Origin of the sequence: Methylomonas sp. 11b, assembly GCF_000515215.1 — a bacterium.
Lineage (GTDB): Bacteria > Pseudomonadota > Gammaproteobacteria > Methylococcales > Methylomonadaceae > Methylomonas.
This window is the reverse complement of record NZ_KI911557.1, coordinates 5,397,157-5,412,720: the sequence shown is the minus strand read 5'-3', so window position 1 is coordinate 5,412,720 and position 15,564 is coordinate 5,397,157. Positions and strand designations below refer to the sequence as shown.

The following is a 15,564-nucleotide window of genomic DNA, read 5'->3' as shown; positions in this document are numbered from 1 at the left end:
CATGGATTGAAGAAAAAGGTGATCTTTTCAGGTATGAGTTGCCATTACTTATTCATTATATATATGATAATTCCTTGTTTACTGATAGTATTTTATACACCAGAAAAATAGATCCATATGGAGAGGAAAAGGATGTTAATTACGCTTTGAATAATCATAGAGATGTCTACGATATTTGTGAGGTAATTTATCTTAAAACAAGAGTAAATAGGTTTCAGCACACACTTGAAAGTTTTAACCCAAATCAATACATAACTATTTACTCGATTGATGGCATGGATGGCTATCAATTTGAGGAATTTCTTGTTGATTTATTTAGGAAGAGGGGTTGCGAGGTAAAAAGTACACCAAAAGGAAGAGATCAAGGGGCAGATTTATTTATTGAGTCTTTTGGAAGCAAAATAGTTATTCAAGCAAAGAACTACCAAGGAAATATAGGAAATAAAGCAGTCCAAGAAGTTATTGCGGCCAAACAATTTTATTCTTATAATGATGGCATAGTTATTACAAATAGATATTTTACACCATCCGCTAAAGAACTTGCATTGAGCGCTAAAATCAAGCTTATTGACAGGGATGAGTTAATTAGATATTTAGATGAATATAACACTACAATTATAGAAAATAATTTAGAAACACCATTGAATTAAAGTTTTAATAATTTGCCTAGCCATTCCTACCCGAATGGCTAACCGAGTATCGCCGAACCTCTTCAGCAACACAGGCAGCGCCCTTATACCTGCTTCTGATTGACTATGCGCCCCAAAAGGCCCTCCCTGTTAGGCGAGGGAGGGCGCTTTGTAACCAGAGCGCATTGCCGTGTTTTTGAGCCTTAAAACATAGCCTATTGTAAGGCTAACATGTGTGCGAACCTTGTGCACTAGTGTACAAAAAAGCGCGTTTTTACGCGTTAATATAACTATATCAATAGTTAAGAAAGCTTGGCATACTTGCTTATGCTTGATGGCGAACAGCCAAATATAGCAGCTAGATCTCTTGTTGTGTAGTTTTGCTTTCTAAGTTCTTTAACTTTTTCCCAGTCAATATTTGGCTCACCTAAAGCTTCAATTTGAATTGAAATCATATTCCTTAGTCTTTGGTTTTCTTCATTATTAGAATTTATTTTATGTAATAATGAAATTTGTTTTGAAAGCTCGGTTAATGCACCTGTTAAAGTGTTCTTTATGATTGCTCTAAAGTTATATATATGGTTTTCTTTTAGGCTTTTAATTAAATATGTTTCTTCATATGACTTTAATACTTCTTTAAATACCTTGCCTATTTTTTTTCGTGCTACAGTCTTTTTCCATAACATACCTTTCTTTTTCTCATCTGAATAAGATTTTAGAGCTTTTCTTCCTGAAACACCTGTTTCTAAAACAATTTTTATTAACATTTCTAAGTCTTTACGGGTTGCTATGTGTGTTTTTAAGCCACAGTCTTTAAGCATATTATAATGCCTATCATTGCGCTCGCTATCCTCTTTTCTCCTACCTGAAAATGTATTTGCATTTTCCGCTGCTATTATTTTTTTACATTCAACTTGCTTTAAAATAAATATTAAGGCACTAATGACATTCAAATTATTTTCCATATTTTCACCAAGATATTTTCATAAAAAATAAGCACGATTTCAGGCAAAAAAAAGCCCGTATACACTAATGGCTACGGGCTTTTTAATATAAATAAAATGCTTTTAAATATATAAATATTATTAATTATTTTTATATTTAGTATTTATAGATGTGAAAATACTTTTTTTAAAAAAATCGGGAATAAAAAGCGTTCTATGTCTTAAGTTATACACTTACTTTTTATTTACCTGGAGTACCTTTCTATCTTATGCGGAAAAAACAGGCTTGAAGTAGTTAGTTCGTCGTGGCACACTCTTGGCACAGAGGGAAGGAACAACATATAGTCTCTTCCTGCTGGTGAATGGCTTTAAAACTGGCTTTCTAGTTGGTTGAAAAGAAATTCTTGTAGCTTCAGGTGCTAGTAGGGGTAACCCTGTGGAGGTTCAAGTCCTCTCCTCGGCACCATTTTTATTTTCTTCTTGCAAAAAAGCAGCAAGATGGAGATTAAAAATCCTTGTAGACTTTCTCATAGCTACAAACTCTGTAGCATTAAATTATAAGTTCAATAGTTATTTAAAATAATTGTGGGTTTATAAGCCAGCTAAAATATATCTCACCTTATCGAGATGAGATTCTAACTCTCAAAATTTCCTCCGAATAGTCTCGAGCCTATTCCCACATCAAATTCATCATACAACTACCTGCCAGAAACGCAGGTAAAAAGTTTATAGGGCTAACGCAGCATAGCTATCGTTATCGTCAACTGCCGCTGAAACGCGCGCAATTAACTCCAAATTGCTATTGTGCTCCATCATACCTCCTATAGCCAAGGTAACAATCATCGCTTCGAACGGATATACCAAATGAGCGCGATATCGTTGGCAATACGTCTCTTCATCCAAGCCGCCAATCCCGTGACTAGCTAACGACGTCAAATATAGCTTTAGCAATTGTTTTTCATGAGCGCGCCGGGACTCCGGCTTCAGCGATGTCGCTAAAAAATAAGCAAGATCACTAACACCCTCCCCCATCCGTACCAATTGCCAATCCAGAAAGCCCGGCTCAGAGTGATTCCAAAATAGATTGCCTGGATGGCAGTCATGATGCACCAGGGTCTGCACGCCGGCTGCCAAGATCCTGGTGATTCGCCGCCGATCCGCAGCATAGTGCAGTGCGGATCGATGTAATTGGCTGGGCACCAAGCGCCCTGCGCGCTCAAGGCCACGCTTCATCAACGGCACAGCCAGTAAGGTACCCATATGATTTTCGACATTGTGACTAAAACCGTTTAACCAGCGATGCGTTTTCAGCAGCCTGGCATTACCCCAATAGTGAGCATGAAAACCGGCTAACTTTTCGACCACCCGCTGAGCTTGCTCCAAAGACAGAGCGTCGGCGGCAAGCCCGGGCCTAAAACCCAGCTCGTCCAGGTCCGTCATTACCAATGTAGTACCGCGTCCTAACTGACTCTCAGCCGCTAATATTTGCGGCAAATTCACCGGCACACCCTGAGAAAGCGAATTATAAAAATGAACTTCCTTATGCAATAAAAGCGGTATAGTGGTAATCGCTCTGGACTTAATTGCCAGCGACGGCGTTTTTACAAACCATCGACTTGGAACGACGCCGATGGCGTCATGATTTACCGTAAGCCGCAAGCGCGTCGATGTGCCAATATTGACGGATTGAATATCTACTGCACTGACTTTGGCACTGGTTGCGTATCGGTTAACAATACGTTGCGCCCATTGTCGGGATAATTGATCCGGGTGATGCACGACAATATGGTTTCTAAAACGGTTCAACATCGGATTAAGCCAGTCTCAAATATTTGATAAATCGAAATATTAGCAGCCGTATTCATTCAATTTAATTTCATCGATCAAACAGTAATTAACTAATTATCAAAATCCTGTGTATTCCCATAGTTTTTCAAGCAATAAAAAGCCCGCCAAGTCAAGTAACTTGCGGGCTATGCAATATTCAATCTCAAAAAACTTGGTCGGGACGGCGGGATTCGAACCCACGACCCCTTGTCCCCCAGACAAGTGCGCTACCAGGCTGCGCTACGCCCCGAAGTTTATCGTTATATCAATGCCCATCCAGCAGAGCGGGCTAGTAATAATATCACATTATTCGAGAAAGGCTATTTCAGTAGCTCCAAAATATCTTCCAACTCGCCTATCATTTGATGAATAAGTTGCTTGGTGCGAAGACTATCTTCCTTGGCGCTGCCACTCGCCAGATGAGCACGCGCTCCACCTATCGTGTAACCTTGCTCGTATAACAAAGCGCGAATTTGTCGAATCAACAACACATCGTGACGCTGGTAATAGCGACGGTTACCTCGGCGCTTCACCGGACTCAGTTCGGTAAACTCCTGCTCCCAATAACGCAATACGTGGGGTTTTACCGCACAGAGGTCGCTAACTTCGCCAATCGTAAAATATCGCTTGGCCGGAATAACCGGTAATTCGTTGTTATTACTGGGTTCCAGCATACGCTTCTACTCGAGCTTTCAATTTTTGCCCTGTTCTAAAAGTCACCACACGTCTTGGAGTGATAGGAATTTCTTCGCCCGTTTTCGGATTTCTGCCCGGACGACCGCTTTTATCGCGCAATTCGAACTTACCGAACCCGGAAATTTTTACTTGCTCACCGCTCTCCAGACTTTTTTTAATTTCGTCAAAAAACAACTCTACGATTTCTTTAGCTTCGCGTTTGTTTAAACCGAGGTCTTCAAACAATTTCTCTGCAATATCTGCTTTGGTTAATGCCACAATCACTCCCTCAATTTTGCATTCAGTTTAGCCGCTAAAGTGTCCAGCACTTTGCGAAATATAGCATCAATTTCTGTGTCGGTAAGCGTTTGTGTAAAATCCTGCAAGACTAAAGCTAACGCGACACTCTTATAACCTTCGGCTACGCCAGGTCCGCGATAAATATCGAAGATCGATATTTCGCGTATCGCCGTCTCGCGACATTCTTGAATAACCCTGGTAATTGCGGTAGCCGATACGGCCTCCTCCACTAACAAAGCCATATCGCGGCGTACCGAAGGAAATTTAGATAGCGCTCTGAATTTCGGAACCTTCCGTTTCAATACGGCTTCCTGCTCCAGCTCGAACAAGTATACCGGGCTATCGAAACCTAATTGTTTTTCCAGCGTCGGATGCAGCATACCTAATAAGCCTATTGCTTCGCCGCTTGAATTTTTGATTTGCGCGGTTTGACCGGGATGTAATGCTGGATGTTGATAGACAACAAACTCCGCTGTAATACCCGTTAAACCGAATAACGCTTCGACATCGGCTTTCAGATCGAAGAAATCCAGCTTTCTGGCTTTTTCGCCCCATTGCTCGGCGTTAACCGTCCCCAAGGCCACACCGGATAACATTTTCCGTTGCTGAATGTGCCCGTCTTCATAGAAAAACCGCAACCCGGCTTCAAAAAGGCGCACACGACTCTGTTGACGATTCGTGTTGTACAAAGCCGCATTCAATAGACCGCACCACAGCGTAGTGCGCATGACAGCCAGCTCGGAGGATATAGGGTTTTGAATCCGGATAAATTCTTCGCCAGGCGCGACGGCATTTTGCATCGCTTCATCAACAAAGCTGTAGGTAATCGCTTCCTGATAACCGCGATCTACCAAGCAATCCTGCAATCTCGCCAATGGCAACTGTGCCTCAGGTGCTTTGCCAAGCTCAGAGCGCATCAACAAACTACTGCTAGGTAGATTGTTATATCCATAGATTCTGCCGATTTCTTCCAGCAAATCTTCTTCGATGGCAATATCGAAACGAAAGCCTGGCGGGGTAATTTCCCAACCGTTTTCGACTACTTGAACCTGCATACCCAATCCTTCAAATAGCGCATGCACTTCATCGTCGCCGAACTGGATACCCAATACTTTGGCGATACGCTGACTACGCAATTTGACTGGCTCTCTGGGTGGCAGCGCCGCAACAGCAGTAATTTCCTGAACTGGCCCCGGGCTGCCGCCTGCAATCTCGATGATCAGTTGTGTCGCGCGTTCTATGGCACGGCGCTGCAAATTAAAATCCACACCCCTTTCAAAGCGATGTGAGGAATCAGTGTGCAAACCAAATTGACGAGCCTTGCCGGCTACATTAATCGGTGTAAAAAACGCGCATTCCAGAAATATGTCCCGAGTCTCACCAAATACCGCACTATCCTTGCCACCCATCACCCCAGCCAAAGCCAAGGCTTGTTTTTGATCGGCAATGACTAAGGCGTCACCATCCAATTCTATGGTTTGGTCGTTCAGTAAAGCCAAGGACTCGCCGGCCCGGCTGCGTCTAACCACGATAGGTGCGCTCAGTTTATCGGCATCGAAAGCATGTAGCGGTTGACCCAGTTCAATCAAGACGTAGTTGGTAACATCAACAACCGGACTTAAACTTCTAATACCACAGCGGCGCAGACGCTCCTGCATCCACATTGGCGTGACCGCAGCGGGATTGATATTTTTGATCAAACGCCCGAGATAAACCGGACACGCTTCTGTCGCTTCAACCTTAACTTCCAAGGTTTGTTGGTGCTGCGGCTCGATAACAGCAAACGCCGTTGCCTGGAACGGCAGATTGTTTAGCACCGCCACTTCCCTGGCAACGCCTTCGACGCTCAAGCAATCGGCACGGTTAGGTGTTAAGCCCAACTCGATCACGTTATCATTCAGCGTCAAATAGTCGCGAATATCGACACCGACCGGTGCATCAGCCGGTAATTCCATCAAACCATCGGAACTGACCGCTAAGCCTAATTCTTTTTCCGAACACAACATACCGAACGACAATTCGCCGCGCAGCTTGGATTCTTTTATTCTGAAATCGCCGGGCAACACCGCACCGATCAATGCTGCCGGAATTTTCAAACCGGGCCTGACATTGCTGGCACCACAAACGATTTGCAGGGGTTCAGCTTGGTCGACATTGACCTGACAAACCCTAAGTTTATCGGCGTTTGGATGTTGAATAGTGGAAAGTACTTCGCCGACCACCACCCCGGAAAATTCAGCTGCCACCGGCGTCACGGCATCGACTTCTAGACCGGCCATGGTCAATTGCACGACTAATTCGGCAGTGGCGACAGGCGGATTGACTAGTTCTCTTAACCAGGCTTCACTGACTTGCATGATTATTTTCCACCGTTACCTAAACTGTTGTAAAAATTTCAAATCGTTTTCGAAAAACATCCGCAGGTCGTTGATGCCGTATTTCATCATCGCCAGACGTTCGACACCGGTTCCGAAGGCAAAGCCCGAATAAACTTGGTTATCGATACCGACCGATTTGAATACTTCCGGGTGAATCATGCCGCAACCGCCGACCTCCAGCCAGCCCGTTTGTTTACAGACGCGACAACCTTTGCCGTCGCACATGACGCAGGACACATCGAATTCGGCAGACGGCTCTGTGAACGGAAAATAGGAAGGCCGAAAGCGCACGTTGACTTCTTTTTCGAAGAAGGCGCGCAGAAACTCAAAAATGACGCCCTTCAGGTCACCGAAACTAACGTCGGTATCGACCAAGAAGCCTTCGACCTGATGAAACATGGGTGAGTGAGTCATGTCCGAATCACAACGGTACACACGGCCCGGCGCGATAATTTTCAGGGGCGGCTTTTCGGATTCCATCACCCGAATCTGTACCGGCGACGTGTGGGTTCTCAATACGGTATGTGCATCGAAATAGAAGGTATCGTGCATCGCCCGCGCGGGATGATGTTCGGGAATATTCAAGGCGCCGAAGTTATGGTAATCGTCTTCGATTTCCGGGCCTTCGACGATATTAAAGCCGGCCTCGGCAAAAATTTTGGCAATCCGCCGCAAGGTGATCGTGACAGGATGCAATCCGGATACGGTCTGGCCACGCCCCGGCAGGGTAACGTCAATACATTCGCTAGCCAAACGCGCCGCCAATTCGGCATTTTCTAAAGTCAACTTCCGCGTTTCTAACGCTTCTTGAAATTTGTTTTTAGCATCGTTGATAACTTGCCCGGCACTGCGCCGTTGCTCGGGGTCCAGACTACCCAGCTCTTTCATCTGCTGAGTAAACAGGCCCTTTTTGCCTAAGTAATTGACTCTGACCTGATCGAGTTGACTGAGGTCTGTTGCATGTGCAAGCTCTTGTAATGCCTGCGTAACAATATCTTCGATACTAGCCGACACGACTCAGCTCACTTTTGTCTGCAATTGAGGGAGATTCCAAAACGATAGGTTCCCGCCAAACGAGATACGGCGGAAAATTCCCCGCCAGAAACGGGGAGTCGAGCGATTAAGCCGCTCTTGCGGAGCGGCTTAATATTTTCCTTACGGTTTGCTTTGGTTTGCTATAGCCACTTTCGCAATCGCGCCGAAAGCGTCGATATCGCGTACAGCCAAATCGGCCAATACTTTGCGATCAATCGCAACATTGGCTTTATTTAGACCGTTGATCAAACGGCTATAGGAGATACCGTACAAACGTGCGGCAGCGTTGATACGCACGATCCACAAAGCGCGGAATTGGCGTTTTTTCTGTTTACGGTCGCGATAAGCGTATTGACCGGCCTTAATGACCGCCTGCTTGGCGACGCGGTAAACCCGGCTACGGGCACCGTAGTAACCTTTTGCCAGTTTTAAAATCTTTTTATGTCTTGCTCTAGCGGTGACGCCGCGTTTAACTCTAGCCATGTTCTACTCTCTTCAATAACGGTGACAAATCAACTGTACGGCAGCATACGCGCAACCAATGGCGTATCCGACGGATGAAGAATGGCTGTTTTACGCAGTTGCCTTTTACGTTTGGTGGTTTTTTTGGTCAGGATATGACGCTTATGCGATTGTTTGCATTTAAAACCGCCGCTTCCGATTTTCTTGAAGCGCTTGCCGGCACCACTATGGCTTTTCATTTTTGGCATTTGTTTTCTCCAATGATTAAAAGTAAAGTCCCTGAGATAAAACCCAGTGAGGCAAAATGCTTGGCCCCATTGAATTTCCGGACACAAAAGTATCCGCTAGCCGATTCGTTCCTGAATCGCGTTGCCGTTTTAAAAAACGGCTAAAACCGTGTGATCGAATTATTTCTTTTTCTTCGGGCCCATCACCATGACCATTTGCCGGCCTTCCAACTTGGGAAATTGCTCGACTATGGCCATTTCTTCCAGATCGGTTTCGATACGTTTCAACAAGTCCATGCCCAACTCGCGATGAGTTAGCTCCCGGCCTTTAAAACGTACAGTGATCTTGGTTTTGTCGCCTTCGTTTAGAAACTTGATCAGGCTACGCAGCTTGACCTGGTAATCACCTTCTTCGGTACCGGGCCTAAACTTGATTTCCTTGATCTGGATTTGTTTTTGCTTTTTCTTGGCGGCTTGCAGTTTTTTGTTTAACTCAAACTGGTATTTGCCGAAGTCCATGACTTTGCAAACCGGAGGATCGGCATTGGGCGATATTTCGACCAGATCCATGTTTGCATCGTAGGCGAGCTGTAACGCTTCGTTTATTGAAACAACCCCGACTTGTTCACCTTCAGCGCCTACTACCCGAACCCGCCTGGCGGTAATTTCGGTATTTAAGCGCGTTGCATCTTTTTTAGAGCTGATACCCTAATCCTCCAAGTTGTTATTATTTTCGATCCGCAATCTGGTTTCTCAAGCGTTCGCCAAGTTCGCCAATTGACAGACTTCCTAGATCCTCGCCCTGCTGCGTGCGTACACTGACAGTGTGAGTTTCTAATTCCTTGTCGCCGATAATCAAAAGATACGGCACTCGCTGCATGGAATGCTCACGGATTTTAAAGCCTATCTTCTCGTTTCTCAAGTCAATTTTGACTCTAAGACCTTGTTTTTCAAGTTGTCGCCTAACTTCCTCGGCATAATCGGCATGGCGATCAGTGATATTCATCACCACCAACTGCACCGGCGCCAACCACAATGGAAAAGTTCCGGCAAATTGCTCGATCAAAATCCCGATGAATCGCTCCAAGGAACCCAGGATCGCCCGATGCAACATTACCGGCACATGCCTAGCGCTATCTTCGCCTATATACGAGGCATCCAGCCTTTCCGGCATCGAGAAATCAACCTGTATAGTACCGCATTGCCAGACTCGACCTATACAATCTTTTAAGGAGAACTCAATTTTAGGACCATAAAAGGCGCCTTCACCCGGCTGTAACTGCCAATCCAAACCTTTAGTATTCAGCGCCAATTCCAAAGCATTTTCAGCTTTATCCCAGACCGCATCGTCACCAACGCGATTTTCCGGACGAGTCGACAGTTTGATAATCACTTCTTCGAAGCCAAAATCCTTATATACCTCGAACAACAGATCGATAAACGTAGACACTTCGGATTGAATCTGATCTTCGGTACAGAAGATGTGTGCATCGTCCTGTACGAAGTTTCTAACCCGCATCAAACCGTGCAAAGTACCGGATGGCTCATTGCGGTGGCAGGAGCCAAACTCGGCAAGGCGCACAGGCAAATCTCGGTAGCTCTTAATGCCTTGATTATAAATTTGAATATGACAGGGGCAATTCATCGGTTTCACCGCATAATCGCGGCTTTCCGAATGTGTGGTAAACATCATTGCACTGAACTTATCCCAGTGCCCTGACTTTTCCCACAAAGTACGATCAACAATTTGCGGCGTTTTGACTTCGCCGTAGCCGTTCACGCGCAATTTCTCGCGCACGTATTGCTCGATTTGCTGATAAATAGTCCAGCCTTTGTCGTGCCAGAACACCATGCCCGGGGCTTCTTCCTGGGTATGAAACAAATCCAGCGCCTTGCCGATTTTGCGGTGGTCGCGCTTTTCGGCTTCTTCCAGACGATGCAGATAAGCGGCTAGCTCCTTAGCGTCGCCCCATGCGGTACCGTAAATGCGTTGCAGCATTTCGTTTTTTGAATCGCCGCGCCAGTAAGCGCCGGCAATTTTCATTAACTTAAAGGCTTTTAATTTGCCGGTGCTGGGCACATGCGGGCCACGGCACAAATCGGTGAATTCGCCTTGCTGATACAAAGACAAATCTTCGTTGGCAGGAATCGAAGAAATAATTTCAGCTTTATACTTCTCGCCCAAACCTTCAAAAAACTTTACAGCTTCGTCCCGCGACAACAGGGACCGACTAATTGCAATATCCTGCGCAACCAGTTCCGCCATTTTCTTTTCAATGGCTGTCAAATCATCAGGTGTAAAAGAACGCTCAAAGGCAAAGTCGTAATAGAAACCGTTTTCTATCACCGGACCTATGGTTACCTGCGCCGAGGGGAATAATTGCTTGACTGCCTGGGCCAATAAATGCGCAGTGGAGTGGCGAATTACATCAACACCCTCTTCGTCCTTGGCAGTGACGATTTGCAAGCTGACATCGGAATCGATTAGCGTGGAGGCATCCACCAACTTGCCATTGACCTTGCCAGCTAACGTGGCCTTCGCCAGACCCGTACCGATAGAAAGGGCCACATCCATTACAGACACCGCTTGGTCGAATTGACGCTGAGAGCCGTCGGGCAAAGTGATTACAGGCATTTTCGATTCCACAATAAAAAAAGCACCGTCATGCGGTGCTTTATGTTTTGGTAGGCGCGAGTGGACTCGAACCACCGACCCCCACCATGTCAAGGTGGTGCTCTAACCAGCTGAGCTACGCGCCTAAAGTCTATCGTTCGAGCCGCGCATTATAACGATCTAAACAGCTTATGCAAGCTTTTTCTCCGACGACCGCTGGTTCAAGCCGTTGCAGTTAAAATGGAACCCTTAGCGCCAGGGGTTGGCGAGTTGCTCTCACGATTACCGGACAACTTGTTTAAGAACTCCAACAAAGTCGGTTTTTTACCATTCACAGGAGTACCCAGCAAATTCACTAGCTCGTTAAAACTATCTTGCAATTCCTTATATTTACCGCCAGTTGCACCATTTGCGTCACTCAGAGCCGTGATCAAATTTTGCAAATTATCGGTGAATTTACCGTAGCCATTTCGACCTACCCCTCTATCACCATGCTGAACATCATCGTCGGAGCCGTGACGCCGATCCGCACTGTATTTCAAAGCCTGACGCAAATCGTGCAAGAAGCTGTGTAAGGCCTGACGAACATCGGCGACAGTTGCGCGTGGCGCGGACGTAGTGGTTGTAGCCGTTGATGTATTCGTTACCGGTACAGTTGTCGTAGTTGCCGGCGTACCGGCGTTATTCTGGACGCTGGTTGCAGGAGTTGCGGCCGGCGCTTGTGCAGCGCTTGTTGTTACAGGCGTCGAAGTAGTCGTAGTCGGCGTAACCTGCTTTGGCGGTGTTTGCACGGCACTTGCATCGCCTTGCGCCGCTGTAGAAGTTTGCTGCACACCACTTTGCTTTAATACCTGCCGTAAATCCTGCAAAAAGGTCTGCAACAACTGCCCGAGATTAGATGAGTTATTTTGACCGCCACCAGCATTGTTTTCAGTGGTGTCATCGCCGGCAGAATCGCTATTACCACCAGGAATATTCAGCCCGAAACTTTGCAATGTTTGCATGACATTGCGCATGAACGCCCCACCGCCATGATGATGCCCATGCTTCTCCCCTCTTCCACTGACCGCCGGACGCTCTGTGTCCTCGTCGTTGTGAGTGCTTTTGGTACTGGATATGCTGATGGTCGTTTGCGATACATACAATGATGTTGTCAATGAATTGATCGTAGTCATTAGATTCACCTTGACGCTGCATAAAAACAAATGGTCAATAGCCAAGGGCAGGATAGACATACGCAAATCAGTTCCTGTATTGGCGGTTACAACCATGCCGTTTCTTTTAGCGGCAGAAATTTTGTGAACTTTAGCTAACTATCCAAAAAAAAGACCAAACACGCTTGACTGAAAACAAAACCTCGCGAATAAAGTTGGCTAACAAATACCGACGCAAAGTTACTAACCGATTTCCAGCTAAATTCCCAGCCAGTTTTGTGGGCGTAAAAATGTGTCGTACAACTCGGCCTCTGCACTACCCGGCTCAGGCTGCCAATTGTATTGCCAGTGCGCGACGGGTGGCATGGACATCAAAATCGATTCGGTCCGACCGCCCGATTGCAGCCCGAATAACGTCCCGCGGTCGTACACCAGATTAAATTCGACATAACGCCCACGCCGGTACAACTGAAAATTACGCTCCCGGTCGCCATAGACTGTGTCTTTACGTTTTTGCACAATAGGCAAATAGGCATCCAGGTAATGGTCACCTACGCTCTGCATAAATGCAAAAGCTTGAGCAAAATCGGGCTCGTTCAAATCGTCAAAAAACAAACCACCGACGCCACGGGTTTCGTTGCGGTGCTTTAAAAAGAAATATTCGTCGCACCATTTTTTATAGCGTGGATACACATCCTCGCCAAACGGCAGGCAAGCTTCACGCGCCACTTGATGCCAATGCAATACGTCTTCGCGGAAAGGATAAAACGGCGTCAAATCGAAACCGCCGCCAAACCACCAAATTGACGGCTCACCGTCTTTTTTGGCGATAAAAAACCGCACATTGGCATGCGAGGTCGGCACATAAGGGTTGCGAGGATGCATCACTAAGGACACACCCATCGCTTCAAATTGCCGGTTGGCTAACTCAGGTCGTTTGACGGTTGCCGACGGCGGCAAATGACTGCCAAACACATGCGAAAAATTAACCCCGCCTTGCTCAAACACCTCACCATTGGCCAACACCCGCGAACGCCCGCCGCCACCCTCGGCGCGTTCCCACGCATCTTCAATGAAGCGAGCGGTGGGCTCTTCCGCCTCCAAAGCAGTACAAATTCGATCTTGCAAATTCAGCAAATACGTTTTTACAGCGGATATATCGTTCTCAATCATGATAAAGCGTTGTCCCGTTGATAGTAATTTTAATCAGCAACCGTTATGCCGCAGCCCATTTAGCGCAAATTATCACAAAATATAAAACTAAAACTCGGATAAGCAGTGCGCCGACACTTACGTCGGCACCCTGAAAACTCTAAACAGCACCAAATTATGTGCGTACGGCTAATTTACTTATCTCAGAAATTGTTGGCTTGGGATACCGAATTTCGATTGCACTATTTGGCTTGATGTTTCCCGATGTACAATCTGTTTTTTATTCCTTGATAACAGTGTGGATACATTATGGGATTTGAAGAACTAGCATCGCTCAGAGATGAACTTGTCAAGCAAGCGGCTGCCAATAAATCGGTACAACGGCAAAAAAAGATAGCGGAGAAATCACCTATCAAGAAGACCGGCAAAGCTGATGCCTTAGTCGCGATCATCGGCTTGCTGCAAAAGAAATTCCCTTTGGCATTTCCCAAAAAACCCGCCGCCAAACTGCCCTTAAAAATCGGTATCCACAAAGACATCCTGGCGCATGCCGATCAACTCGGCGCAGATAAAAACCAACTCCGCAACGCACTGAAGGCATGGTGCTGGGGACATCGTTATTGGGATTGCCTGACGGAAGATGCCGTCAGAGTTGATTTGCAAGGCATGCCAGCCGGCCAAGTCACAAAAGCAGATGCTGAACAAGCCAGCAAATTAAAAGCAGAACGACGAAAACAGCCCGAAGCAATCGAAGCATTACCTACCGAGGAAGCATAATTTTTTCAAGCAAAGATAATGTCAACCCCAGAAAAACACGGGGATCAAACTTTTGATTTTCTGGACGCCCAACTGCGCGGAAACGCCGAAACTGGGTGTTTCCCAAACCCGCTTGTCTGATTGCTAATGCGGCTACTCATCTCTGCCGAGTGAGCAGTACGTCCGGCTCGGAAATTCTGAACCAACCGATATGCACTCATTCACCCAAAGCAAACTCCGGTGCGTGCCGGCATCATCAGTTCCCGGAAAATTTTTGTCATAAAACCTCAACAAGCTATTAAAATAGCCACCGATTCTGCAAAGCTATCCCGGAATCACAAGGTATCGACTGCAAAATTTGCGTCATTTTCTTCTCGCGATCACGCCTTAGGTTTACCCACACCAAGGCAGTCTCTTCACGACCAAGCCTAAAACTAGGCAAAAGTCGGCAATACAGAGCCTTAAAGCCCCTCGGCATCCGCCAGGCGTTACTCTTTATAGACTTTTCAAACTCCGACACTGGATCGCAGTTTGCCCGATCCTAAATTTTTAGTTCCCAGGAGGAATTATGTGTTGGAGTGGCGAGGCATCCGCCGCGCTTGCCGTAACCGGCTTTGCGAGCACTGCTTTTTTTTATCGACGCGGCGAATCCAAGGTCTTATGCCTGGCATTGGCCTATTTCTCGCTGATGGAATTACTACAGGCATATACCTATTCGGTGATAGACCAATGCCTTAATCCGAACAATCAGGTTGCTACTTTTTTGGGATATATGCACATCGCGTTTCAACCGTTTTTCGTCAACGCGGTCACCATGCACTTTATCCCGGAATCCTTACGAAAACGTATTGCGCCGTTTGTCTACGCCCTCTGCTTTGCGGCGGCCACTGTATTCATGATGCGGATTTATCCGTTTCAATGGAGCAGTTTTTGCTTTGACCACTACTATCAGTTTTTACCCGGCACTAAGCTCAAATTCCTGATGCCATTTTGCGGCACGGAAATTTGCTCAACATCCGGACAATGGCATATCGCCTGGGCCATACCAGCCAGCGGCAGCATTCAAATGGCTAACAGTTACGTATACGCCGCCTTTCTGATGCCCTTGCTTTACGGTTCATGGAAACTGGTGCTCTATCATCTTACGACCGGTCCGCTGTTGGCCTATTTAACTACCAACAACATGAACGAATGGGCTGCCGTGTGGTGTCTATATTCGATAGGCCTGCTGCTATTATTAATTAAAACACCCATCCGCCAATACTTGCATGTTACTAATTGGTATGGCTGCCGCCATCCTCAGTTTTTTAAATAACTTGATAAATTAACCCCCACATCCCTCAAGTTTGTTGAAGGCTCAACCCAACTAGGAAATAATGCACAAAAGGGTAGTTCTATACTGACAGCCAAT

The 15,564-nt window shown here is 46.2% G+C and carries 15 protein-coding genes and 3 tRNA genes; 4 read left to right on the top strand and 14 right to left on the bottom strand.

Annotated elements, in window-relative coordinates; all coding sequences use genetic code 11:
* On the top strand, positions 1 to 650 hold a 650-nt coding region (locus METH11B_RS0125855), incomplete at its 5' end, for a restriction endonuclease (RefSeq protein ID WP_026604525.1).
* 281 nt (positions 651 to 931) lie between these two features.
* On the opposite strand, the gene METH11B_RS0125850 is transcribed toward METH11B_RS0125855, so the two are convergent.
* Entirely contained in the window at positions 932 to 1,594 is a 663-nt protein-coding gene (locus METH11B_RS0125850) for a hypothetical protein (RefSeq protein ID WP_026604524.1), read from the bottom strand.
* A 356-nt stretch (positions 1,595 to 1,950) separates the two neighbouring features.
* On the opposite strand from METH11B_RS0125850, the gene METH11B_RS29335 reads away from it, so the two are divergent.
* Positions 1,951 to 2,039 (top strand) — tRNA-Leu (locus METH11B_RS29335).
* A gap of 260 nt (positions 2,040 to 2,299) precedes the next feature.
* Here METH11B_RS29335 and METH11B_RS0125845 read toward each other — a convergent pair.
* From METH11B_RS0125845 to hemF, 13 genes are all read right to left on the bottom strand, one after another.
* Entirely contained in the window at positions 2,300 to 3,382 is a 1,083-nt protein-coding gene (locus METH11B_RS0125845; protein ID WP_026604523.1) for a phosphotransferase, read from the bottom strand.
* Between the two features lie 191 nt (positions 3,383 to 3,573).
* Positions 3,574 to 3,650: transfer RNA gene (locus METH11B_RS0125840), tRNA-Pro, on the bottom strand.
* Between the two features lie 70 nt (positions 3,651 to 3,720).
* Complete coding sequence (locus METH11B_RS0125835) at positions 3,721 to 4,074, bottom strand: MerR family transcriptional regulator (protein WP_020481982.1); 354 nt, start codon at positions 4,072 to 4,074, stop codon at positions 3,721 to 3,723.
* On the bottom strand, positions 4,058 to 4,354 hold the full coding sequence (gene ihfA / locus METH11B_RS0125830; RefSeq protein ID WP_026146839.1) for an integration host factor subunit alpha: 297 nt from the start codon (positions 4,352 to 4,354) through the stop codon (positions 4,058 to 4,060). Before ihfA ends, METH11B_RS0125835 begins: the two co-directional genes overlap by 17 nt.
* A 2-nt stretch (positions 4,355 to 4,356) precedes the next feature.
* A complete protein-coding gene (gene pheT, locus METH11B_RS0125825) occupies positions 4,357 to 6,732 on the bottom strand; it encodes a phenylalanine--tRNA ligase subunit beta (RefSeq protein ID WP_026604522.1) in 2,376 nt (791 codons plus the stop codon).
* Positions 6,733 to 6,747: 15 nt separating this feature from the next.
* Positions 6,748 to 7,767, bottom strand: a complete 1,020-nt coding sequence (pheS, locus tag METH11B_RS0125820; protein WP_026604521.1) for a phenylalanine--tRNA ligase subunit alpha — start codon at positions 7,765 to 7,767, stop codon at positions 6,748 to 6,750.
* A 141-nt stretch (positions 7,768 to 7,908) separates the two neighbouring features.
* Positions 7,909 to 8,271 carry a 50S ribosomal protein L20 gene (gene rplT / locus METH11B_RS0125815; RefSeq protein ID WP_020481986.1) on the bottom strand — a complete coding sequence of 121 codons (363 nt, stop codon included), beginning with the start codon at positions 8,269 to 8,271 and terminating at the stop codon, positions 7,909 to 7,911.
* 29 nt (positions 8,272 to 8,300) lie between these two features.
* Positions 8,301 to 8,498: a 50S ribosomal protein L35 gene (gene rpmI / locus METH11B_RS0125810; protein ID WP_020481987.1), complete on the bottom strand. Its 198-nt coding sequence runs from the start codon at positions 8,496 to 8,498 to the stop codon at positions 8,301 to 8,303.
* A 159-nt stretch (positions 8,499 to 8,657) separates the two neighbouring features.
* Positions 8,658 to 9,182: a translation initiation factor IF-3 gene (gene infC, locus METH11B_RS27460; RefSeq protein ID WP_081607885.1), complete on the bottom strand. Its 525-nt coding sequence runs from the start codon at positions 9,180 to 9,182 to the stop codon at positions 8,658 to 8,660.
* Positions 9,183 to 9,204: 22 nt separating this feature from the next.
* Positions 9,205 to 11,112 carry a threonine--tRNA ligase gene (thrS, locus tag METH11B_RS0125800; RefSeq protein ID WP_026604520.1) on the bottom strand — a complete coding sequence of 636 codons (1,908 nt, stop codon included), beginning with the start codon at positions 11,110 to 11,112 and terminating at the stop codon, positions 9,205 to 9,207.
* Positions 11,113 to 11,160: 48 nt separating this feature from the next.
* Positions 11,161 to 11,237, bottom strand: a tRNA-Val gene (locus tag METH11B_RS0125795).
* Positions 11,238 to 11,312: 75 nt separating this feature from the next.
* Complete coding sequence (locus METH11B_RS0125790) at positions 11,313 to 12,362, bottom strand: hypothetical protein (protein ID WP_155931194.1); 1,050 nt, start codon at positions 12,360 to 12,362, stop codon at positions 11,313 to 11,315.
* Positions 12,363 to 12,503: 141 nt separating this feature from the next.
* Positions 12,504 to 13,418 carry an oxygen-dependent coproporphyrinogen oxidase gene (hemF, locus tag METH11B_RS0125780; protein WP_026604517.1) on the bottom strand — a complete coding sequence of 305 codons (915 nt, stop codon included), beginning with the start codon at positions 13,416 to 13,418 and terminating at the stop codon, positions 12,504 to 12,506.
* Positions 13,419 to 13,706: 288 nt separating this feature from the next.
* On the opposite strand from hemF, the gene METH11B_RS0125775 reads away from it, so the two are divergent.
* The gene (locus METH11B_RS0125775) at positions 13,707 to 14,174 is read left to right on the top strand and encodes a ProQ/FinO family protein (protein WP_020481992.1); all 468 of its coding nucleotides are present in this window, start codon (positions 13,707 to 13,709) and stop codon (positions 14,172 to 14,174) included.
* 547 nt (positions 14,175 to 14,721) lie between these two features.
* Positions 14,722 to 15,468 carry a DUF5765 domain-containing protein gene (locus METH11B_RS0125770; RefSeq protein WP_020481993.1) on the top strand — a complete coding sequence of 249 codons (747 nt, stop codon included), beginning with the start codon at positions 14,722 to 14,724 and terminating at the stop codon, positions 15,466 to 15,468.
* The last annotated feature ends 96 nt before the right edge of the window (positions 15,469 to 15,564 follow it).